This window comes from Wolbachia endosymbiont (group A) of Dendrolimus pini (genome assembly GCF_964026835.1).
GTDB classification, from domain to species: Bacteria; Pseudomonadota; Alphaproteobacteria; order Rickettsiales; family Anaplasmataceae; genus Wolbachia; species Wolbachia pipientis.
This window is the reverse complement of sequence record NZ_OZ034702.1, coordinates 1,063,627-1,086,134: the sequence shown is the minus strand read 5'-3', so window position 1 is coordinate 1,086,134 and position 22,508 is coordinate 1,063,627. Positions and strand designations below refer to the sequence as shown.

The window sequence follows — 22,508 nt, the reverse complement described above, 5'->3', positions numbered from 1 at the left end:
GCACATGAAGAATATAATGCTAATTGGTGGTGGAGTTGGAAATGCAGTGTTATTTTCGATAGGGAAGGCATGTCTTGAAAATAATAACAAGGTTTTGTACTTCGCTGGCTATAAGAAGTTAAGTGATGTATTTAAACGAGCACTGATAGAGCGTGCATCAAATGCAGTAGTTTGGGCATGTGAAGAAGGATTGATAGAAACAAGCAGAGATCAAGATAAATCCTTTCATGGTAATATAGTTGATGCAATAGTCTCTTATCAACAAGGAAGATTAGGTATTAATTTGAACGTTATAGATAAAATTATCACTATTGGTTCTGATAAAATGATGAAAGCTGTGAATGAAGCTAGAAAAACAATTTTAAAGCCATATCTGAAGTCAAGTCATATAGCAATATCGTCAGTTAATTCTCCTATGCAGTGTATGATGAAAGAAATCTGCGCTCAGTGTGTGCAGCAGCATATAAATGCGAAAACAGGAGAAAGGAGTTTTGTTTATAGCTGCAGTAATCAAGACCAGGATATGGAATTTATTGACTTTGATTTTTTAAGTGAGCGCTTGAAGCAAAATAGTTTACAAGAAAAACTTACTGCGAAATGGATAGATCATGTTCAAAGATATTAAACAGCACAAAAAGGAAATAAGAGAGCAATATAGAGCTATAAGAAAAGATATTGATGAAAGTTATTCCAGTTATGCAGCAAATTCCCTTATTAATCTCTTTAATCAGAACTTAAGCTACGTTAAAGGCAAAACAATTGCGGCTTACATTCCAATGGATGGAGAAATAGATGTTGTGCCTTTGATGCATAGTTTACTCGATTTAGATTATAAAGTAGCAATTCCTAATAAAAATAAGTTACTAAAATTTGAGGAATGGAACGAAACAAATGAAGATGTAATTCCCGACACAATCATTACTCCTGTTGTTGCTTTTGATGATCATTTTAATAGATTAGGTTTTGGCGGTGGTTGGTATGATACAATGATAAAAAAATTACGGCCACTTGGAAAAATATTTATAGGTGTAGCCTATGAGAAACAATATTGTAAAGATTTACCTGTAGAACAACATGATCAAAAATTGGATATTATAATCACTGAGATGTGTGTTAGATGTGGAAGTGGGTTGCTCAAAAAAGTGGATAGAAAGGAGTAGCGTAACCCCACTTTCTGATAGTAATTTTTGCGTAAAAAAATGCATCAACTTGGTCCTGTGATTCCTCCTTCACTAACTCGTGCAGCACTTGAAATACCTAAGTGAGAATTTGGCTTCATTTCCTGAGCTTTCTTATTAACTTTTTGTTCTACCTCTTTTATGTCACTACCAATTGCCATAATTGCAGGTTGAAATTCGCTCATAAAATCTACAAGTTTCTCCATGTCTTCCTCATGAGTACTAGTACCCTTGCTCATAAGATTGTTCAAAAGACCAGCCTTATCTTCCCTTATTAACTGTCTTATGGCTGCTAGTTGCTCTTGATTCTGAAGCATTTTTATTATTTTTATTTCATTACTAAGCATTGTTCTTTCTCCTTCATCAGCTTCAAGATTCTTTTCCATTAAGTTGCTTATTAGCTTTTCAAAATTATTTTCTCTTCTTTGAACCTCAGGTAATTTATCTATTAAATCCTTATATGAACTTTTCACTGCTTTTCCTGCTTCAATCGCACCTTCTTTTATTTTTTCCCCTGCCTTTCCTATACCTATTCCTACATAACGTGCTCCAATAGCCACAAGCGCTATTAATGTAGCAAGCACAATAAGCGGAGAAAATGCTGCTCCTAATACCATTACGGCAGAAGCTATTCCAATTTTTTTATTTGCAGAGGCTGATTTAAAATAATTGACTAGATTATCCAGTGGACCTTTATTATTATTTATAACATTACTTATTGCTTGTTGGTTAACAGATTTTAACGCCTCTTCTATTATTTTTGAGTTAACATTTTCAGAAGTTAAACCTTCAAGCGCTTCTTCAATGAATTTTATAAATAATTCTTTGTTGACCTCCTTTTGCAAGCCTTGGTCATTAATCGCTAAACCTAAATCTTTGAGGTTCATCCCTTTAACTTGTTCTGATAGGGTTGTAAATAACTCTTTTTTCCCCTCTTGTGAGGATTGTGCAATACTTTCTATTATATCTGAAATAGCTTTTCTTAGTTCTGGATAGTCAGTGTCAAAAAACATACTATTGCTAGATTCCATATTCAGCTTCGTTGATTATAAATATGCCTAATTATACATACTAATCATTAATTATATTATAATTGATATAACATACCCCTTTCCAAATATAGAATTTGTATTAAAATATCTAGATTATATGAAATCAAGGTACTTTATGGGTGAAAAAAAATTAAAAGCTGCTGTGGTCTTATCAGGGTGTGGTCACCTTGACGGTGTAGAGGTAAGAGAAGCGGTTTTAAGTTTGCTTGTGCTTGATCAGCAGGAAGTGGATGTTAAATGCTTTGCACCTGATATCAATATCACACAAGTTATGAATCATAGAACAAAAGAGGCAACAAAAGAAAAAAGGAATGTACTTGTGGAAGCAGCAAGAATCGCAAGAGGCGAAATATATGACTTAAAAGAAGCCAAAGCTGAAAATTTTGACATGCTAGTTGTACCTGGTGGATACGGGGTTGCAAAAAATTTATCTGACTTAGCTGAAAGTAAAGACATGGTGACAGTAATGCCTGAATTTGAAAGATTAGTTTCAGAATTTTTTGTTACAAAAAAGCCAATAGGAGCGATATGCATATCTCCAGCCATCATTGTTTCAATTTTAAGTAGCAAGATAGGTAAAGAAGAAAGTAAGGTTAAGGTAACTATAGGAGATGACAGAGAACAGTTGATAGAAAGGCTTGGCGGCGAGCACATAAAATGCGATACAGAGTTATCAATAGAAGACGAAGAACATAATGTATTTTCCTGTTCTGCTTATATGCGTAGCGACGAAAGTACATACTCTGTATATCAAGGGATAAAGCATATGATTGACAGCATGGTAAAAAAGATTAACAAAAAAACTAAACAGCCATTCCTATAAGGTGTACTAAATAAGACTTCTCTATTAATCACACAATTAACTGTTGAATTTTACATTTCTAGCTGTATTATGGCTACGTAGCTAAAGTAACTTAGGTTTATCGACGCTTTACTACTTGTTAGCGGTGTGGTGTAGTGGCCATATATGTTTAGTTCTTTTTTTTAAGGTATTTTGTATGTCAGATCTTTTCTATATTGAAACTACGTGTTGTGTGGACGGTCAGTGTGATGTCTATACAGGGGAAGTGAGTTTTAATGATGTCATGTTAGGCAAGTTCAGTCTAAATTCGTGCAGCGGGAAAGAAGCTATGATAAATCTAGACATTATTACATTCGATATTAATATCGCTATTGATGGTCAAAATGGAAAGACAATAAAAAAAGACCTTAAAGGTCTTGAATTTGTAACTAAAGATGATGGTTCTTGGTATATTAATAAGGATTTTGGTGATGATAAATTTGAAGTTGTAGTAAAGCAATCATAATTTTACATCTCAGGTGTAACATTTAGTATAGGCGCTATTCTATTTATAATGTTCTTTACTATAGGCGCAGCAATTATTCCCCCGGTATGGTGCATCCCTTGAGGCTCATCAATAGCAATTAGCACTATGTACCTTGGGTCAAGCATAGTTAGCACTCCTATAAATGATGCTATGTTTGCATCTTTGCTATATTTACCATCTACAACTTTTTCCGCCGATCCAGTTTTTCCTCCTATTGAATATGCCTTTATTTTTGCTTTTCTGCCAGTGCCATCTGTTACTGCTGCACGTAATAATTTTCTCATTTCCCTGGAAGTTCTTCTTGAGATAATTTGCTCTCCTATACTTCTTTTATTCAACATCAAGGTTGCGTTATGAAATATCCCATTATTGATTAATGCTGCTGCAGTTTGTGCAAGATGTATAGGAGTTACAGCTATGCCATAACCATAAGATGCTGTTATTAAAGTGTTTTCACTCCATTTATCCGGGATTATCGGTGTGGATTTTTCTGGTATTTCTATTTTCAAAGGAGAAAATAGCTTCATAGCTTTAAAGTATTCTACCTGTTTTTCAATACCTAGTTTGACTGCAATTTTTGCTGCACCAATGTTGGATGATTTTACAAATATATCTTGCACAGTAATTTTTGGAATTTTAGATTTATGAAAATCCTGAATTTTATACTTTCCAATGGTGATTGGTGTTGATACGTCATATAAATCGCTAGTTTTTGTAGCGTTCGCATCAAGCGCTGCGGCTATTGTAAAGTATTTTAATACCGACCCCATCTCATATACCCCAAGACTGGCGCGATTAAACTTTTGTACGTCTTCTGCCTTATTCTGTAAGTTGGGATTAAAATCAGGTAGGCTGACCATCGAGATGACTTCACTATTTCTCACATTTAAAACAATTCCTACTCCGCCAAGTGCCTGATATCTGCTTACAGCTTTAGTTAGCTCTTCATGCACTATGCTTTGCACTCGTGTATCTAAGGATAGTATTATGGGCTTTTCTTGCTCATTGTTTTTACTTATATACGCCTCAACTCCTGCAATACCATTGCCATCTATGTCAGTGTAACCAAGCACGTGTGAAAATAAATTACTGTGAGGATATATACGCTTTATGTCGTCATAAAAATTTACTCCTGGTACACCAGCGTTTTTGATCGCTAGTAATTCTTTTGGAGTCAAGTGCCGCTTTATCCAAGCAAATTTCTTTTCTGAAGTAAGTACTCTATATAAGTTCTTGTATTCGAGGTCATGCAAAGTAGAACACAGTTGTGCTGCTATACTTTCCGGATTCTTTACTTTGGTTGCATCTATATATAGTGATGTTGTGGGCACATTTGTTGCTATTACCACTCCATTTCTATCTAAAATATCAGGTTGTTTATGTACTATATTATCTTTTCTAAAATTTTCTGAAGTAGTAGGTTGATCAAATGTTAAAGAGAATATGCGAAAAATAATTATTATATAAAACGTAAATAATGGTACTATAAAACACAGTGAGCGGAGCTTATTTTTAAGTAATGCTTGCATATTTACTTGATTTGACAAAAATGGAAATCATCTTAGCTAAACCACGAGGTTTTTGTGCCGGGGTAAAAAGAGCTGTGGACATATTAGCTATTACTTTAGAAAAATACAAAAACGAGCGCCAAGTTTATGTGCTACACGAAATTGTTCACAATAAATATATAGTAGAGGACTTTAAGAAACAAGGAGTGGTTTTTGTAAGCAGTATCGAGGAAATTGAAGATAATGAAGGAATACTGATCTTCAGCGCGCACGGAGTATCAAAAAATATAGAAGATGAGGCAAAAAGAAAGGGTATTCAAGTGATTGATGCAACATGTCCTTTAGTCAACAAAGTGCATAAAGAAGCAAAAAGGTATGAAAACAGTGGTAAAGAATTAATTCTCATTGGGCATGAAAACCATCCAGAAGTTAAGGGAATTAGGGGAAGAGTAAACAATCCTATCACTTTAGTGCAAACTTTGCAGGATGTATATGATTTAAAGGTTAAAGATCCAGATAATTTGTCTTATGTTACACAAACTACGTTAAGCATCGACGATACCCGTGACATTATTGCTGCCTTGAAATTAAGGTTTCCAGGCATAACAGGTCCAGATTTAAAGGACATATGCTATGCAACGCAAAACAGACAAAATGCTGTTAAAAAGCTAGCTGAAATTGTAGACATGGTATTAGTTGTAGGAAGTAAAAATAGCTCAAATTCAAACCGCTTATTAGATCTGTGCACTGCCAGAGGAAAAAGAGCCTACTTGATTGATAATTACAGCTGTGTGAATAAAAGCTGGTTTCAGGGCGTAGAAAAGATAGGAATCACCGCAGGTGCTTCCGCTCCTGACATATTAGTTGATGAATTAATAGACTACCTAAAAGTAAACCTGAGTGTAAAAATTTCAGTTATGCCAGGTGGTATTACTGAAAATGTTCAGTTTAAAATACCGAATCTGGTTTAAAACACAACTTATCTACTAAACTTCTCTTGAAATCACACAAACCAGCATCTATAGCTAAGACGTCATACCGCGATTCATTAGACTTCTTGCATAACCATATAACAAACTTTTATTGGGAATAGAAACGAAAAAACTTGCTTGACAAACTCCGCCAGCCCTCTTATCATGAAACTGAAGCTATTGTATTTGCTTTCGCCAATCTGCAGATTAAAAGGTAAGGATTACTTAATGTATCGGCGTCTTATGTTCAATTTTTTGCAGTATATAGATACTGTATGTCTTTACAAAACTTCATCTACATCTAGATTTTTATCTAAATAAGCTGAACGCGCTTACAAAGCGTTACAAGACATCAAAAAATGCCAATACTCGACAGAGATAGTAAAAGACTAGCTAACTCGGGGATTCTTTGTCTTTTTTTCTGCTTAGTAAATTTCTTAAACGTTTGCAGCGTAAGTTAGTTGCAATTAAAAGCAGCTGAATTTCGCTTGTCAAGCGTTTAAAACATAAAAAACGCCAATATTTTAAAGCGGATAATAACCCCAGGGCTTCTTTTGCCTTTTTTTTCGTTTGGTAAATTTCTTAAATATTTACGGCTAATATGAAGCTAAGTACGAACTTTGTTAAACACAACAAATGGTGTCATTCCAGTCTGGAATCCAGGAAAAAGAATGGTGTCATCCCAGTGCCCAAACACTGGGATCCAGTTTTCTTTACAAATTCACCAAAAGTGTTTCATTCTATAACATAAAACCCATACTCACCAAATCCAATGCATTACTTGCAATTAAGTTTCCTGGATCCCAGTGTCTGGGCACTGGGATAACAAAGGAGGAGGTTATTCCAGTGCCAAGCACAGACCATTTCTGGTCTCTTAAATTGCAACTAATCTAAGTATTAAAAAATTTACCAAACGAAAAAAAAGGCAAAAAAAGCCCGATGGTTGGCTAGTTACTTACATTATACTTTCAAGTATGGCGTTTTTTTATTCTAAACGCTTAATAACCGTGACTCAGCCGCTTTTAAGCCGCAACTAATCTAAATTATAAACGTTAAGAAATTTACTAAACAGAAAAAAAGGCAAAGAAACCCTAGGGTAGCTAATTATTCACTATCCATTTTTTAAGTTGGCGTTTTTTGATGTTTTAAATAGCGTATTTCAGCTTGTGTAGCTAGAAATTTGATAAAGACATGAGGTGCACATAGTGCAAAAAATTAAGCATGATTTACGCCAAATACATTAAGTTTTTTTGTCATTAATCCACTGCAGAGATTGCGAAGATAAATAAATAGCTTCAGTTTCATGATAAGGGGGCTGGCGAAGGGTGTCAAGGAAGTTTTTCGTTTCATCCAATGCGCTGCCAAAAGTTTGTTATGCAAGAGATCCCATAAATTGGGTGTCATAATAACTACACCCACATTAATTTTGGTGTACGTGACCTTGAAAGATCGTGATTCAATACTTAAATTATTAGGGTAGTAGGCAAATAATGGAGCTCAAAATGCATAATGTACAAGAAACTGAAAATTTAAAATTTGACGCTGAGGTAGGGAAAGTACTGAATATAGTGATTCATTCACTTTACACCAATAAAGACATTTTTCTGCGTGAATTAATATCAAATGCATCAGATGCATGTGATAAGTTGCGCTATGAATCTCAACTAAACCCTAATTTGCTAGATTTGAGTGACGAATTAAAAATCACTATCAGCTCCAATAAAGATAAGAACGAGCTATATATCACTGATAATGGCATTGGAATGAATAGACAGGATTTAATAGACAATCTTGGTACAATTGCAAGCTCTGGTACGCAAAAGTTCTTGGATGCGATTAAGAATAGCAAGGATTCAAGCCAAACTGTGGAGCTGATTGGGAAGTTTGGTGTTGGTTTTTACTCAAGCTTTATGGTTGCATCAGAAGTAATAGTAGAATCGAGAAAAGCTGGAGAAGAGGAGTCTTGGATCTGGCAATCCAAAGGAGATGGGGAATATTCAATCAGCAAGTCAGATAATCAAGTCCCTCGCGGAACCAAAATTACGCTCATTATGCATCCTGAAGAAAACGAGTTTTTAGATAAATTTCGTGTTGAAAATATTGTCACTACTTACTCTGATCACATAAATTTTCCTGTTGAATTTATAGACGAAGAAGGAAAAAGTGAAAAGTTAAACAGTAAGGCTGCAATTTGGACTAAGCCAAAAAATGACGTTACTCAAGAGGAGCACAACGATTTTTTCCGCAGTGTTGCTCACGTTGGCGGGGAGCCCTGGATGATATTGCATAATAAAAATGAAGGTGCAATAGAATATACAAATTTGCTTTATGTTCCTTCTATAAAACCTTTTGATTTATTCCATCCAGATAGACGTTGCTCTGTGAAGTTATATGTAAATAAAGTATTTATCACTGAAGATAACGTACAGATTATACCACAATACTTGCGTTTTCTGAAAGGCGTGGTTGATTCACCGGACTTGCCTCTTAATATCAGCAGAGAAACGCTGCAGAATAATCGTGTTGTTGAGCAGATCAGAAAATCTCTCACTAAGCGTGTGATATCAGAGCTCGGTAAAAAAGCAAAAGAGAATTTAGAGGAATATACAAAATTCTGGACCAATTTTGGTGCAGTTTTAAAGGAAGGTCTTTGCGAAGCTATGCCAACTGATGAGAGAGAAGCACTACTCTCAATTTGCAGATTTCATAGTACTGGTGATGAGAAATTAGTCAGCATTGATGACTATATAAGCAGAATGAAGCCTGAGCAGGAGCATATCTATTATCTCACCGGAAATAGCCTCGATTCAGTGAAAAACAGTCCGCAACTTGAGGGGTTCGTCAGTAAAGGGCTGGAGGTTCTTCTGTTCGTTGATCCAGTGGATGATTTCTGGACTAGTGTAATTCATGAATATAAAGATCAAAAGTTTAAGTCTGTGACTCGCGCTGATGTTGATTTGGAAAAATTCTCTTCAGAAGAAGATAAGAAAAATGAAGAAAACAAATCGAATGAAGAAAAAACTGAGGAAACTATATTGCAATATTTTACCACAGTGCTTGGAGATTCAGTAAAAAGCGTAAAAATTTCCAAAAAATTGACTGATAGTCCCGTATGCCTAGCGGTTGATGAAGGTGCTATGGATCTTCGCATGGAGCGTTTTTTGCGTGAACAAAAGCAGCTAAATTACCGCACGCCAAAGGTGCTTGAAATTAACACTAAGCATCCTGTAATAAAGAGTATAATGAAATCTTATGCTGAAAGTGGTGAAAACCCAACATTGGAGGACATGGTTCACTTATTGTTTTACCAAGCTTGCATCGTGGAAGGCGAAGAGATGGATGACGCGAGCAGCTTTGCTAAGAGACTGAATAATTTGCTTGGCAAGATTTCTGTTTAATGCTATACTTAGCTTAGCTGCTAGTTAGGAGGTAAAACATGTTTGGTTCCAATTTTAGAGACTTTGTATCACAAGATACAACTTCACAGGGCCAATCAAATTCTGAAAGATTAATCAAAAGTTGGCATGGTTTTGAAAAACCAGATTCTGAAGATTCAGGTATTGAAGAAGAGTTTGAAGTTTTAGATAGCGAAAGTCAAGAGATACCAGCTACTCCATGTAGCACACCCCCTGAAGATCTAAGTTTAGAGAATGCAATACTTGCAAACTTTCCTGATGGTTGTGATAGGTCGTTTACTGTAGAGTTAAAAGATGAAGATTCATATGGTATCATTCCTAAAAACTTAACTTTTGCTGAGATTATAAATATCTTAAATCAAGCTATACAAGAAGATAATTGTGAAGAATTAGACAAGGTTGTACAAAATATTGAAGATTATGAAGGCAGGTCTATTACGCTGGATAATGAAAATCTCAAAGATTTCTGTTCAAATCAACTTAATTTGGAGTTACAAAACGGAAGCAACCATCAACATATATATTCAAATGTACTATCACAATATAAATTTGATCAAGAGGGTTTCAAGTATGATTATTCAGTAAAAGAATTGGTACTATTGGCAATTGCAGCTAATGACAAGCTAGTAGAGCAATATCAGGATTTTCTTTTTGCTGAAGGAAATTTAAGTCTTTTACCTCTCCTTGTTGGTGGTCAAAAATATATTGAAGCTTTTATAGAAAAATTCCATGGTACCGATGGAGTTTATGGAAGATTAAAAGATCAAACTATACAACTTGTCGAACCTAATAAGATTGGTTTTTTCTCAGTTATAGCATTAAGAAAAGAGCAAGAATTATTAAATGCAGTTTTTGTCGAATACGTTTTAAGAGATTTTGGACAGGTGTTAAAAACAAGTAATCCTGATTCTTTGTATGGTGTGCTTGAAACAGCGTCTCTGATCAAAAATGAAGAATTCATCACGATAGTGCTGGGTGCATTTGAAAGATATATTAATAAGCTAACTAAAAAAGCCTCAACAGAAGAGTTATTAAAAAAGAGTTTTGTTACTTTATTAGAAACTGCGATAAGCCAGGAACACACATCTGTCATTGAATACCTGTGCAAACGATACACTAATAGTGCAGATCATGCCATTTACGATGTATATGAACAAGCATTTGCGGATGATAAAGTTATTACAATACTAGGGCAACAAATCCTGAAAAACATAGGAGCTCGTGGCAGAAAAGAAATTTATGATTTAATTCTGAAAACTGCATTGGATGCTGGTAATATTGCATTTATCGAGCACTTGTGTGAAAAATGTGCTAAATGCAGCAATGATGTTATCGGCTATCTCAATCAAAAATTTAAAAATAACGAGTTTGATGAAATATATGAATCAATTCTGATTGCATTGTCTAATGTTGAATACACAAACACAGACGTTATAGTCGAGGTGCTTTTTTACACTAAAGAAATCCATCAAAACGTATCACATAATGAGCAAGTGATTAGGCCGATCATACAGAATATACTGAAAAATGCAACACACTACTCAATAGGCCAAGAAGATTACTCCTTAGTCAAGGAAGTATGTTACTTATACACAGAAGAGGGTGCAATTAACGTAATTTTTCAAGAGGAGTGTAAGATTTTTAAATCTAGCATAGAAAAGCGCATAGAAGATCTGGAAAAGGAAAACAAATTATTGCAATCTGAAGCTTTACGTGAATATAACAGCCGTCTTCCAGGTATTGTAAATGGATTAGTTCAGACTGCTTGCATAGTGTATGATGAATACACTAAAGATCCAAAAGACAATAAACGTCAAAAGAATATTGATCTAATATTCAGTTTAATGCAAATTAGAAATATTCTGCAATTTTCTATTGATGTGCAAAAATATTCCTGTCATGAACGTCAAGATTTGTGGGATGAAATGTGCCAAACTCCTGGAACTTTTATAATACGAAAAAGAAGTAATAACGTTGCAGATGAATTAGAAATTCCAGTTATAACAAGTGACATTCTATCAGAAAATCCAGGACTTGAAAGTGCTGGCAGTAAGCAGACAGAAAAAAATATTGTGGACAGAGGAAAAAATATTATGAACAATGAAGAGGCTTCAATAGAGGAAGCTATAGGTAATAATTATGAGGAGGGTGAAATGGGTAAAAATAGTGCTAAAAAACGTAAAGAGAGCATAAAACGATCTAAAGAAGAAAAAAAGAAAAATGAACAAGAAAAAGAAGTGCAATTTAGAGAACTATATGTTGGTAAAAATGATGGCTCAAAGGTAATCACTGAAGTTGATAGTAGTAAGAGGAAACAAGCTCCTGTCCAACCTGCTGGATATGTAGAACAAGCGGGTGGTCTAGGTTCTTCGAATGATGATAATCCTTTAGATAATGGCACAAATGGTGAGAAGAATTCTACGTTTAAAACTGATGAACAAGATACAAAACCAGCACCAATACTAGAACCAGTGCCTTCAGTAGCTAACGAAAACTCTGGACAAGTGAATAATGTTCAAAGTAATGGTAGACAGTCTGATAATCAAAACAATAAAGATATACAAGATGTTAGCGCTACTATAAGTGATCAGGTAACTCCTGTGAGTAGTGATACTGAAAACAATAAAGTGGAAAAAAGTGGTGTGAGTTTACAAAGCAGCGGCTATGTGGACAATAGCACAGTATTATCCTTTGTGGATAGAGAGCATGTTATTCATGTTGATGCGCAGGTTTCATGGGATGTGAGTTGTCTGGTTGAAACTATTAGTGAAGATACTGATGAAGTTGCAAGTAATCAAAATGGTGTACTTTTGCTGGAAGCTCAACCTATGGTACAGAGTTATGATTCAAGTGAAAAAGGTAATACTAATTTGCAAAGTGCAGGTGATAGTAGTGTAGGTGTAGTGTCAAAGAATGGTAGTGATCAACTACCTGCCGATAATCTAGAGCAGAATAGCAAAGGGGTGGATGATAGTAGTGTATCTGTGCAGTCTATAGGTATGGTGATAAGTCAATCTAATAGTGCTTCCACTATAACTCTGGATGATCACAAGCCTCTCATGAAAGATATAGAAAATGATAATGATCCAAGTGAAGAAGATAATGATTCTCCACAGAATATCAAAAAAAGCACATTGTCTACTATAGTTGTTTCAACACTAGTCGTGGCTGCAGTAGCTTCGATAGCTATCTTTGTTTACTTAGAAATGTTAGCAGTGGGGATAGCAGTTGGAGCTTGTTGTCTGGTTGCCGCTGCAATTATATACTGCTGTACACCTAAAAGCCAAGTTGAAAACAGCGAGGTTGAAAAACCTTTCAACACGGGGAAAGTACCTACTGCCGTACATGTATAATAAATATAGTAGTCTATCGTTTAATAATTTATTATAATTATGTTAATTATCGGTAAATAAGGACTTGGTAAACTACGAAGAAATATTCTTGAATAAAATAAAAGATATAAAAGATGAGGGGCGCTACCGTGAATTTACGCACTTTGCGTCATTACCAGGTAGGCTCCCCCACATTATGGACTATGAAAGAAATAGGGAAGTAATAGTCTGGTGCAGTAATAACTATTTGGGAATGTCACAAAATGAGAGTGTAATTGCCGCTATCCAAAATTCATCTGTTGGTGCTGGAGGAACAAGAAATATATCTGGTACAACAAAAGAGGTTGTTGAACTTGAAAAATCCTTAGCTTGTTTGCATAAAAAAGAGGCTGCTTTAACTTTTGCTTGTGGCTACCTCGCTAACCAGACAACACTTAGCACTTTATCGTCTGTTATTCCGGGCGTAGTAATTTTTTCAGACGAGAAGAACCATTCTTCGATGATAGAAGGCATAAAATCAGGAAAAAGGCCAAAACATATATTTAAACACAATGATGTTAATCATCTAGAGCAGTTACTCAAGTCTATAGACAAAAAGACACCAAAAATAATAGCACTTGAATCCGTATATTCAATGGATGGCGATATAGCGCCGCTTAAAGCAATATGCGATCTTGCAGATCAACATAATGCAATTACCTATTTGGATGAGGTGCACGCAGTTGGCATGTATGGTTCACATGGTGGCGGAATTGCAGAAAGAGAAGGCCTGATGGATAGAATAACCGTTATTCAAGGTACACTATCAAAGGCTTTTGGAGTGATGGGTGGGTATATAGCGTCTTCAAAGAGCTTGGTAGATGTAATAAGAAGTTCCGCTCCAGGATTTATTTTTACCACTGCTATGTCGCCTGTTTTAGCAGCGGCAGCAAAGGCAAGCGTTGAGCACCTAAAATCGAGCAACATTGAAAGGGAAAAGCAAAAGCAAGTCGTTGAAAAAGTAAAAAACTCACTGAGAAATGCAGGAATTAACTTCATTCCAACAGAAACTCATATAATTCCAATAATAATTGGCAACTCAGAGTTATCTAAAAAAGCATCAAAATTATTATTTGATGAGTATGGAATATATGTTCAACATATAAATTACCCGACAGTTCCAAGAGGAACTGAGCGTTTCCGTATTACCCCTACACCTTATCATACCGATGAAATGATAGAGCATTTAACAGAATCTCTTGTAAAAGTTTTCGAAAAGTTGTCTATCTCTGTAGCCTGTTTATGCTATAGCTAGTACAGCCCTACGTCATACCGCGATTTATTCGCGGTATCTCAGCATGGATTCCGCTAACAAGTAGCGGAATGACGAGTTTTACGCTTATCAAATTGTAGGTAAACATAAATTACTTTAGCTATAGTTTTATATCTCCAGCAATGATTAGCCCGTTGTCTTCCGTTAGCCTTCCACCGCTTTCTTGCAGAAAAAGTCTACCGAGCAAGGCTTTATATTTGTTAACTCTAGAGTAAACTATTCCTCTGTGCCTTCCTGCCGCAAGGTATGCAAAGCCTAAAATTGTTGAACCGATGGAGCGTACACTACTATTGCCAGGCAACAATTTATTTAACAAATTACCACTTACATCTATTAGACCCCCTTCACGGCTTTTCACCCGCATTTTTATATGACGAGATCTAAAGTCCTCAAGAAAAGCACCTTTCTTTTCTTCTGCCCAAAAAGTTTCTCTAAGAGCCGGAGCATCAATTACAGCCGCCACAACTTTATTTTTATGAATGAGAGAGACTGATACTGCAAAATAAACCATACAACTGGAAAAGTTCTCCCTGCCCTCTATAGGCATAATAAACCAGGTATAAGTGTCATCTTTTACTTCTTGATCAGTATCATCTTCGGAAATAAACCCATAGTCTCGTTTGTAGTCGTGCAAGCAATCGTATATGGTTTGCTTGGATTTTGAATAAGTTTTATTGATAAAGTCTGCTGATTTAACATTAGAGATTTGTAATTCATTAAAATCGCGCATAAGCTGCCTGGAAGCACTACGCACAGAATCAAGCATCACATTAATTCGTGGTGATGAGAGGGACATTCTTCCTTTTACTCTTTCACTCTTTCATAATAGCTGTCACCTGGAGTATATACTACAATTTTATCCTCTTCTTTTATAAATTGAGGCACGTTAACGCGCATTCCGTTTTCCAAAATTGCAGGCTTATAAGAAGCAGTAGCAGTTTGTCCTTTAATAACAGACTCTGTTTCTTTCACAGCAAGTGTAACATAATCAGGCACATGCGCAGAAATTATTTTGTCTTGATAAGCTACAACTTTAATTTTCATGTTATCCTGTAAATAAATTTTTTTTTCTCCCAATAAGTCCAAATTTATAGTGATTTGCTCGTAATTACTTGGATGCATAAGATTTACAATGTTTCCTTCAGTGAAAAGGTAAACATATTCCTCTTCATCTAAAATTGCCCTTCTGATTGTTGCATCAGAACGAAATCTTTCATAGTGTTTTGCTCCGGTTTTGATGTTTTTCATTTCGGCTTGTATGTATGCACCACCTTTACCAGGTTGAGTATGCATAATACCTACAACCAAAAATAATCCGCCGTTATGTTCCAACACCTGACCTGGTCTGATATCGTTAGCTCTTTCTGCCATAATTACATTTTCAATTTGATCTTATAATTATAAATAGCTTTATATAAATATCAAAGTCTTTATTAGTCAATAAATTCTGGTATATTTAATACTATATACCTCCCCTTTATATTTATATGTGGAAATATCTCTTTAGTGAAAGACAGCATAATACGTTTTTTTGTGCTGATAACTAAAATTTCTAATATATCCCCTGAGCCGAAATTATACACAGATTTTACATAGCCATATAATTCATTACTTTTCAGCCTTACTTCCATATCTACAAGGTCACTTTGGTAAAATTCATCCTCATCATTTAGCTCTGGTAACTTGCTTCTTTCTATATATAGCTTCTTATTCCTTAAAAGCTCTGCTTCATTACGGGAATTTACTCCGCTTATTGTAGCTATTACTAAATTATCACCTATGACGGATACTGAGTCTATTTTATAATTCTCATCACCACTTATTAGCTTACCATATAAGAAGATATTTTCAGGCTTTTCAGTAAAGGTTTTTACTTTAACAGCTCCTTTAATTCCGTGAGGAGAGGTAATAATTCCTAAGCATACCAGATTGTCGTTCATATTAATGCAAGTATCTAATCAGAAGATTTCTCAGATAAATATTGAGTCAAAATCTCGATGCCTTCATCAATCTCTTTTTCAGTGATAATGAGTGGAGGTAAAATTCTCACAACGTTATCTGATGTTACCCCAACAGTAAGCAAGCCGCGATGACTTAACTCTTCTGCAAACTTTTGATTGTCTGCTTTCACTTTTATTCCAAGCATTAACCCTTTCCCTCTTACTTCCTCTATTATTGGAAATTTACTTGCTAAGTCTTCTAGTTTATTTTTTGAGTATTTACCTCTAATTTCAACATTTTTCAAAAAGCCGGGGCTGAGCAATTCTTCGAGCACAGCATTACCTACTGAGGTTGCAAGCGGATTGCCACCAAAAGTGGAACCGTGCATACCGACCGCCATATATTTAGCAGCATTTTCAGTCGCAAGACAAGCCCCTAGCGGAAACCCGCCGCCTATTCCCTTTGCAAGAGCACATATATCAGGTTCCACTCCTATATGTTCGTATGCAAATAATTTTCCTGTCCTGCCAGCACCGCATTGCACGCAATCAAAAAATAACAATATGTCATTTTCATCACATAGCTTTCTTAGTTCTTTCATAAAGACTTCATTCATTACTTTGATACCACCTTGCCCTTGTATTGGTTCTATTAATATAACGCCTATACCACTTGAAATTGCTTTCTTTACGCTCTCAATATTGGGCTCGATGTTATCACACCAATCAATGTAGGGATTTAGTAATTCAGAAAATTTCTGTTTATCGTTTGTAGCACAAGTTAAAAAGGTTCTTCCATGAAATGCACCATGGAATGTTAAAATTCTGTGACGATTTTTATTGCCTTTTCCATTTTGATAGATCCTAGCAATCTTAAGCCCACATTCTACTGCCTCTGATCCAGAATTTGAGAAAAATACAGTGTCAGCGAAACTGTTGTTTATTAATTTTTCTGCAAAATTATTGGCAGCAGGTATATTATAGGTATTTGATATATGCCATAATTTTTCTCCTTGCAATTTAAGAGCACTAATTAATCGCGAATTAGTGTGACCTAAGCTACTAACGGCTATTCCGGAGTGAAAATCTACGTAGCGCTCACCATCAACATCATATAGGTAGATACCTTTGCCATGAGAAAAATTTATATTAACAGGAGAATAAACTGGCAAAATAGGAGAAATTGTCATAAAATATTATATGCTAAATTTTATTATTAATAACATAAAAACCGTTGTTTCACAATAAGAAGGATATGTATAAGCTAGGTAAATTGATGTTTTCTGCGTTGAAGAAAAACAAATACACAAAAGTTATTGTATTACTCTCATCGATCTTTATGATTTTATTCAGTGTGATATATTGTAATCATTTACTAAGGAGTAATTTCCTTTCTTCTTACCGTGATTCAAGTGTAAACTTAAAAAGCGTACTGGAAAATGGCATAATAAAAAAATACCATTATTTACTAATAGAAAAGCATCACATTAAATACAAAAATTTTGACTACATAAACCAACTAGTAAAACTACGTGCTGAATTATTACAATCAGTGAGCAAAGTAAAGGATTTCAGCTTAATACTGTATGATCAAAACGGCAGAATAATATTCAGTAATTTTAACACTCAAGATTATGATTATGAACAGTTACTTACAAACGATGAAATTGATAAACTATTAAGTAACCAAGAAATATTTTATACTACAGGAAATACATTAACTTCTATTTTCCCTATATTCCATGAAAATAGCGTTAAACCGTCGTTTTTTTTGAAGATTCTTCGAAACTACAATAATTCTTATGTTATAGCATATGGCCTGTTTTTAACATTTTTGGGCCTATTATTAATAATCTTAATATTAATAATGTTCTATTTGCACTTTTCTAATACCCAAATGCTAGCCAAGCAACATAAAACTAACATTGAATTACAGCAGATAAAAGAGACATTAGAGCAAGAAAATGCAAACAAGCTAAAGTTTTTTGCAAGCGTTACACATGAATTACGCACACCTCTTAATGCTATTATTGGATTTGCGGAGTTGATCAAAAATAAAACTTTAGGTTCAATGGATAATTCTCAATACAAGGAGTATGCAGACGATATATATAATGCAGGAACACACTTACTTACCTTAATTAATGATGTGCTCGATTTTTCTAAAGCTGAATCAAGTAGTTTAACAGTAGAAAAAGTGAAGTTTAACCTGAACAAAATAATGGATTCATGCGTAAATATGCTATTACCTAAATTAAAAGAAGCCGGGATTAATTTAAAAAAAGAGATGACTAATAAACAATTATTAGTCATTGCAGATCCCAAGAGAATGAAACAAGTTATAATAAATTTATTATCAAACTCAATCAAGTTTACTCCCAAAGATGGTTTAATAAGAATGGTGATAAAAGAAAATATAGAAAAAAACTTATTAACCATTGAGTTTCATGACAATGGAATAGGAATAATGCAGCAGGATATATATAAAGTTATGTCTGTTTTTGGCCAAGCAGATTCGGGATATAGAAACGAAGGTACGGGCATCGGATTACCGCTAAGCAAGAAATTAGTAGAGTTAATGGGTGGAACTTTTGACATTAAAAGTGAAGCGAAACTTGGTACTACGATAACATTGAACTTCTTTTATGAAGAACAAACATGTGAAGATTCGATTGATTTTTAATAGGATCTATTTGATATGGCCTTACATCAGACGAAAACCACACTTTATCAAAAGCGGCAAGCCGAGAAGGCAGTTATCAATAAGCCCCCTATTAAGAATCTTATCTGTGTTAGCTATATATAAAATTTGATACTCTGACTACAATATACTACTATAGATAGAAGCGTTATTAATGGAGCAAGGTATGGAGTTAGTAGTAGGAAATAATGCACCTGATTTTAGTTTACCAACAGATTCTGGTGAAAATTTATCACTGAGTGAATTTTTTGATAAAAAAAATGTAGCTCTTTATTTTTATCCTAAAGACGATACTCCGGGTTGTACGATGGAAGCAAAAGGCTTTAGAGATAAAATAGATGATTTTTCTTCCCTTGACACAGTGATAATTGGTGTATCAAAAGATAGTGTTAAGTGCCACACTAACTTCAAAGCAAAATACTCTCTGCCGTTTTCTTTAGTTTCTGATGAGAATGCTGAAATGTTGGGAAAATATGGTGTTTGGGTAGAGAAAAGTATGTTTGGCAAAAAGTATATGGGAATAGAACGCACTACTTTTTTAATAGATAAAAAAGGTAAAATAGTGAAGATCTGGAAAAATGTAAAAGTTAGTGGACATGTTGATGAGGTTCTGGAAGAAGTAAAGAGAATATAAACTAAAGAATATGTTAATGGCTACCCATTGCTACATAAAAAAGCTGAAATTACATAATTTTCGTAGCCACTCAAACTTTGAACTGGATTCAGATGATAGCTCAGTTGTAATAACTGGCAAAAATGGTATTGGTAAAACTAATATACTTGAAGCAATCTCGTTGCTTGCTAAAAGCAATGGAATGAAAAAAGCAAAAGCCAGTGAGATACAAAATAGATTCAGTAATGAAGATTGGGCAGTGCACTATGATTTTTTTAATGGAACAGATTTTAATTCAATTGGTATCGCAAAGAGTTTTGATAAGAAACTAATACAAATTGATGGAAAAACGCAATCAAGTTATTCATCTCTGTATAAGATATCCAATGTAATATGGCTGATTCCACAAATGGACTATGTTCTTCTTAATTCTCCAAGTGACAGATTAAAATTTTTAGACCGTATAGTCTCACTGTTTGAGGAAAATTACACTTGCTGCTACATGAAACACAGAAAAGCTAAACGTGAGCGAAGTAAACTGTTGAGAGAGAACACCTTGGACGAAAATTGGCTCTCTAGTCTTGAAAACATAATGGCTGTTAATGCAGTTAGTATTTTACGTATGCGATCGTCTGTTTTAAAAATATTACAAGACACAATTGATAACCATTCCAGTGAGCTTTTTCCAAAGGCAAGTTTGAAATTCAGCAGCCAGCTAACTTTGAACGATACTGCAGAATATTTTCAGAATCGTCTAAAGGAAAACAGAGAAAAAGACTCATTGACTGGTAGAGTAACCTTTGGTGTGCATAACGATAATTTTCGGGTTTTTTGTCAAAAAAGAAACGTACCAATAAATCTGTGCTCCACTGGAGAACAAAAGTTATTACTGCTTTCTATTATTTTATCCAGTGTAAAAGCAAGGTGTATTCATTACAATAAGGCACCACTTCTTCTGCTTGACGATATAATGTCTCATCTGGATAAACATTACAGAAAGGCGTTAATAGAGGAAATGTTAAGTATTCAATGTCAAACTTGGATAACTGATGTAAATCAAGATAATTTTAATAACTATCTTTATTCTTTCAAGTTTTTTGAATTATCAAATGAATTAAATGCAAAACTTCCTTGACAAACCTCGCCAGCCCCCTTATCATGATACTGAAGGTATTCAGTTATCTTCATCTGTGCAGATTAAACAGCAAGAAAACAACGTAGTTGGCGTCTTATTTTTAATTTTTTACACTATGTGCACCTTATGTCTTCACAACATTTCTGGGTTTTTACCTATATAAGCTGAAACGCGCTTATAAGTCGTTTAAGACAGTATAGTACGCCGATTTTGCAGGATTAGAGAGTGACAACTAGCTAACACGGGGTTTCTTTTGCCTTTTTTTCTGCTTAGTAAATTTCTTAAACATTCAAACTAAGGTGAGTTGCATTCAAAAGCAGCTAAATTGCAGTGTTTAAGACTTAAAAAACGCCAATACTGAAAATAGACAATGACCAGGGCTTCTTTTGCCTTTTTTTTCATTTGGTAAATTTCTTAATATTTATAGCTAAACGACAACCGTTATTCCGCTACTTGTTAGCGGCTGAGATACCGCGAATGAATCGCGGTATGACGGTTCGCGGTGACATGACGATAAGCCTTGTCATTCTAGCGCGTGGCGCTGGAATCCAGACTTTAACTGATATGATTACAGAAAGAGAATTTATTAGGTATTCATAGACACTGAAAGTGGTCAGCTTGACCACTTTCAAGTAAAGAAAACTACGTTTATGCCTCCAATAATTTCTATGGATGATTCTTTACTGCACCGTCTTCACAAATCACACCTCCTGGTGTTATTTTTGAAACGACTACAGGAGCGCCAAAAAACACAGCAGTAAATGCACCGAGTGCAAAAAGCGCTGGCCACGGCATTCTACCGAATATTGCAAGCAACGCTGCACCAATTATCACTATTGTGATCATTGGCCCACCTATGCCGTGAGTATAGCCTATTATCTTGCATATCACTGATGATGTTGTATCACTTTCATCAACAAAAACGGTGTTGGTGGTGCCACCACTAGTATTAGCATTTGCATCAAACGCAAAGGAGAGAATTAACGCCACAAGTAGAAGAAAATTTTTCATTACGCCTCCTATAATTTCTGTTTCATGTTTGATTATCTATCGCTTTGATTAAATTTAAGTAAATGGTGAGGGTTCTAGTAAATTTGTCATCCTATCAGTTTATAAAAATTCCCGGATCTCAGTGTTATTCACTTGGACAACATTTATACAATTGTGGAATAATGGTGCTCCTTTAAGAAGCACCGTTTAGCTAATGCTTTTCTAAATCTGCAGCGCCTATTTTTTACACGCTCCTGTACTTGTATCCCAGTTGGTACCATCAGGGCAAGCAGTTGCACCATTTTTACAAATCACACCTCCTGGTACTATTTTTGAAACAACTACAGGTGCACCAAAAAACACAGCAGTAAATGCACCGAGTGCAAAAAGCGCTGGCCACGGCATTCTGCCAAATATTGCAAGCAATGCTGCACCAATTATTACTATTGTGATCATCGGTCCACCTATGCCGTGAGTATAGCCTACTATTTTGCATATTGTGTTTGACGTTGCGTCATCAGTAACACTGCTAGCAAAAACATTATCAAATGCAAAGAAGAGAATTAACGCCACTAGTAGAAGAAAATTTTTCATTATGCCTCCAATAATTTCTATTACTTATTCGTTACTACACCGTCTTTACAAATCACACCTCCTGGTGTTATTTTTGAAACGACTACAGGAGCGCCAAAAAACACAGCAGTAAATGCACCGAGTGCAAAAAGCGCTGGCCACGGCATTCTGCCGAATATTGCAAGCAACGCTGCACCAATTATCACTATTGTGATCATTGGGCCACCTATGCCGTGAGTATAGCCTATTATCTTGCATATCACCGATGATGTTGTATCATTTGTATCAACAAAAGTAGTAGGAGGAGCACCTGCATCAAATGCAAAGGAGAGAATTAAAGCTACAAGTAGAAGAAAATTTTTCATTATGCCTCCGATAATTTCTATTTAATGCTGGATTATCCTTCACTTTGATTAAATTTAAGTAAATGGTGAGGATTTTTTGCTTAAAAGTATCCTT

At 35.0% G+C, this 22,508-nt stretch carries 21 protein-coding genes; 12 read left to right on the top strand and 9 right to left on the bottom strand.

Features of this window, described 5'->3' with window-relative positions:
- Positions 1 to 4 precede the first annotated feature (4 nt).
- Together AAGD66_RS05375 and AAGD66_RS05370 are read left to right on the top strand one after the other, a co-directional pair.
- Positions 5 to 625, top strand: coding sequence for an oxidoreductase (locus tag AAGD66_RS05375; protein WP_155968434.1), 621 nt, complete (start codon positions 5 to 7; stop codon positions 623 to 625).
- Complete coding sequence (locus AAGD66_RS05370) at positions 609 to 1,160, top strand: 5-formyltetrahydrofolate cyclo-ligase (RefSeq protein WP_264723797.1); 552 nt, start codon at positions 609 to 611, stop codon at positions 1,158 to 1,160. Before AAGD66_RS05375 ends, AAGD66_RS05370 begins: the two co-directional genes overlap by 17 nt.
- A gap of 44 nt (positions 1,161 to 1,204) precedes the next feature.
- Here the strand turns inward: AAGD66_RS05370 and AAGD66_RS05365 are convergent, their stop codons facing one another.
- On the bottom strand, positions 1,205 to 2,209 hold the full coding sequence (locus AAGD66_RS05365; protein WP_264723796.1) for a hypothetical protein: 1,005 nt from the start codon (positions 2,207 to 2,209) through the stop codon (positions 1,205 to 1,207).
- 136 nt (positions 2,210 to 2,345) lie between these two features.
- Here AAGD66_RS05365 and elbB point away from each other — a divergent pair, with 136 nt between their 5' ends.
- Positions 2,346 to 3,053 (top strand): isoprenoid biosynthesis glyoxalase ElbB, encoded by a 708-nt coding sequence (elbB, locus tag AAGD66_RS05360; protein WP_039963711.1) that lies wholly within the window; start codon positions 2,346 to 2,348, stop codon positions 3,051 to 3,053.
- A gap of 175 nt (positions 3,054 to 3,228) precedes the next feature.
- Entirely contained in the window at positions 3,229 to 3,537 is a 309-nt protein-coding gene (locus AAGD66_RS05355) for a hypothetical protein (RefSeq protein WP_010081942.1), read from the top strand.
- Between the two features lie 2 nt (positions 3,538 to 3,539).
- On the opposite strand, the gene AAGD66_RS05350 is transcribed toward AAGD66_RS05355, so the two are convergent.
- Positions 3,540 to 5,087, bottom strand: coding sequence for a peptidoglycan D,D-transpeptidase FtsI family protein (locus AAGD66_RS05350; protein WP_264723795.1), 1,548 nt, complete (start codon positions 5,085 to 5,087; stop codon positions 3,540 to 3,542).
- Between the two features lie 20 nt (positions 5,088 to 5,107).
- Here AAGD66_RS05350 and ispH point away from each other — a divergent pair, with 20 nt between their 5' ends.
- From ispH to hemA, 5 genes are all read left to right on the top strand, one after another.
- Entirely contained in the window at positions 5,108 to 6,037 is a 930-nt protein-coding gene (ispH, locus tag AAGD66_RS05345) for a 4-hydroxy-3-methylbut-2-enyl diphosphate reductase (RefSeq protein ID WP_341814561.1), read from the top strand.
- Positions 6,038 to 6,673: 636 nt separating this feature from the next.
- Positions 6,674 to 6,931 carry a hypothetical protein gene (locus AAGD66_RS05340; protein WP_264723794.1) on the top strand — a complete coding sequence of 86 codons (258 nt, stop codon included), beginning with the start codon at positions 6,674 to 6,676 and terminating at the stop codon, positions 6,929 to 6,931.
- A 608-nt stretch (positions 6,932 to 7,539) separates the two neighbouring features.
- Positions 7,540 to 9,435: a molecular chaperone HtpG gene (gene htpG, locus AAGD66_RS05335; RefSeq protein WP_182309722.1), complete on the top strand. Its 1,896-nt coding sequence runs from the start codon at positions 7,540 to 7,542 to the stop codon at positions 9,433 to 9,435.
- 38 nt (positions 9,436 to 9,473) lie between these two features.
- A complete protein-coding gene (locus AAGD66_RS05330) occupies positions 9,474 to 12,806 on the top strand; it encodes a hypothetical protein (RefSeq protein WP_265041008.1) in 3,333 nt (1,110 codons plus the stop codon).
- A gap of 64 nt (positions 12,807 to 12,870) precedes the next feature.
- Complete coding sequence (gene hemA, locus AAGD66_RS05325) at positions 12,871 to 14,079, top strand: 5-aminolevulinate synthase (RefSeq protein WP_155969391.1); 1,209 nt, start codon at positions 12,871 to 12,873, stop codon at positions 14,077 to 14,079.
- A 118-nt stretch (positions 14,080 to 14,197) separates the two neighbouring features.
- Here hemA and AAGD66_RS05320 read toward each other — a convergent pair whose 3' ends face one another.
- The 4 genes from AAGD66_RS05320 to AAGD66_RS05305 all read right to left on the bottom strand — a co-directional run bounded on the left by AAGD66_RS05320 (position 14,198) and on the right by AAGD66_RS05305 (position 17,227).
- A complete protein-coding gene (locus AAGD66_RS05320; RefSeq protein WP_341814443.1) occupies positions 14,198 to 14,893 on the bottom strand; it encodes an inositol monophosphatase family protein in 696 nt (231 codons plus the stop codon).
- A gap of 8 nt (positions 14,894 to 14,901) precedes the next feature.
- The gene (gene efp / locus AAGD66_RS05315) at positions 14,902 to 15,468 is read right to left on the bottom strand and encodes an elongation factor P (RefSeq protein WP_006279719.1); all 567 of its coding nucleotides are present in this window, start codon (positions 15,466 to 15,468) and stop codon (positions 14,902 to 14,904) included.
- Positions 15,469 to 15,530: 62 nt separating this feature from the next.
- The gene (rimM, locus tag AAGD66_RS05310) at positions 15,531 to 16,037 is read right to left on the bottom strand and encodes a ribosome maturation factor RimM (RefSeq protein ID WP_038250708.1); all 507 of its coding nucleotides are present in this window, start codon (positions 16,035 to 16,037) and stop codon (positions 15,531 to 15,533) included.
- A gap of 14 nt (positions 16,038 to 16,051) precedes the next feature.
- On the bottom strand, positions 16,052 to 17,227 hold the full coding sequence (locus tag AAGD66_RS05305) for an aspartate aminotransferase family protein (RefSeq protein ID WP_265024543.1): 1,176 nt from the start codon (positions 17,225 to 17,227) through the stop codon (positions 16,052 to 16,054).
- Positions 17,228 to 17,292: 65 nt separating this feature from the next.
- Here AAGD66_RS05305 and AAGD66_RS05300 point away from each other — a divergent pair, with 65 nt between their 5' ends.
- The 3 genes from AAGD66_RS05300 (at position 17,293) to recF (ending at position 20,486) form a co-directional block, all read left to right on the top strand.
- A complete protein-coding gene (locus AAGD66_RS05300) occupies positions 17,293 to 18,720 on the top strand; it encodes a sensor histidine kinase (RefSeq protein WP_209473279.1) in 1,428 nt (475 codons plus the stop codon).
- 184 nt (positions 18,721 to 18,904) lie between these two features.
- Positions 18,905 to 19,372 carry a thioredoxin-dependent thiol peroxidase gene (gene bcp / locus AAGD66_RS05295; protein WP_015589489.1) on the top strand — a complete coding sequence of 156 codons (468 nt, stop codon included), beginning with the start codon at positions 18,905 to 18,907 and terminating at the stop codon, positions 19,370 to 19,372.
- A 16-nt stretch (positions 19,373 to 19,388) separates the two neighbouring features.
- The gene (recF, locus tag AAGD66_RS05290; RefSeq protein WP_265024544.1) at positions 19,389 to 20,486 is read left to right on the top strand and encodes a DNA replication/repair protein RecF; all 1,098 of its coding nucleotides are present in this window, start codon (positions 19,389 to 19,391) and stop codon (positions 20,484 to 20,486) included.
- 666 nt (positions 20,487 to 21,152) lie between these two features.
- Here recF and AAGD66_RS05285 read toward each other — a convergent pair.
- From AAGD66_RS05285 to AAGD66_RS05275, 3 genes are all read right to left on the bottom strand, one after another.
- On the bottom strand, positions 21,153 to 21,497 hold the full coding sequence (locus AAGD66_RS05285; RefSeq protein WP_264339216.1) for a TrbC/VirB2 family protein: 345 nt from the start codon (positions 21,495 to 21,497) through the stop codon (positions 21,153 to 21,155).
- Positions 21,498 to 21,713: 216 nt separating this feature from the next.
- Positions 21,714 to 22,070: a TrbC/VirB2 family protein gene (locus AAGD66_RS05280; protein ID WP_250295293.1), complete on the bottom strand. Its 357-nt coding sequence runs from the start codon at positions 22,068 to 22,070 to the stop codon at positions 21,714 to 21,716.
- A 20-nt stretch (positions 22,071 to 22,090) separates the two neighbouring features.
- Positions 22,091 to 22,414 carry a TrbC/VirB2 family protein gene (locus AAGD66_RS05275; RefSeq protein ID WP_264723787.1) on the bottom strand — a complete coding sequence of 108 codons (324 nt, stop codon included), beginning with the start codon at positions 22,412 to 22,414 and terminating at the stop codon, positions 22,091 to 22,093.
- Positions 22,415 to 22,508: the final 94 nt, after the last annotated feature.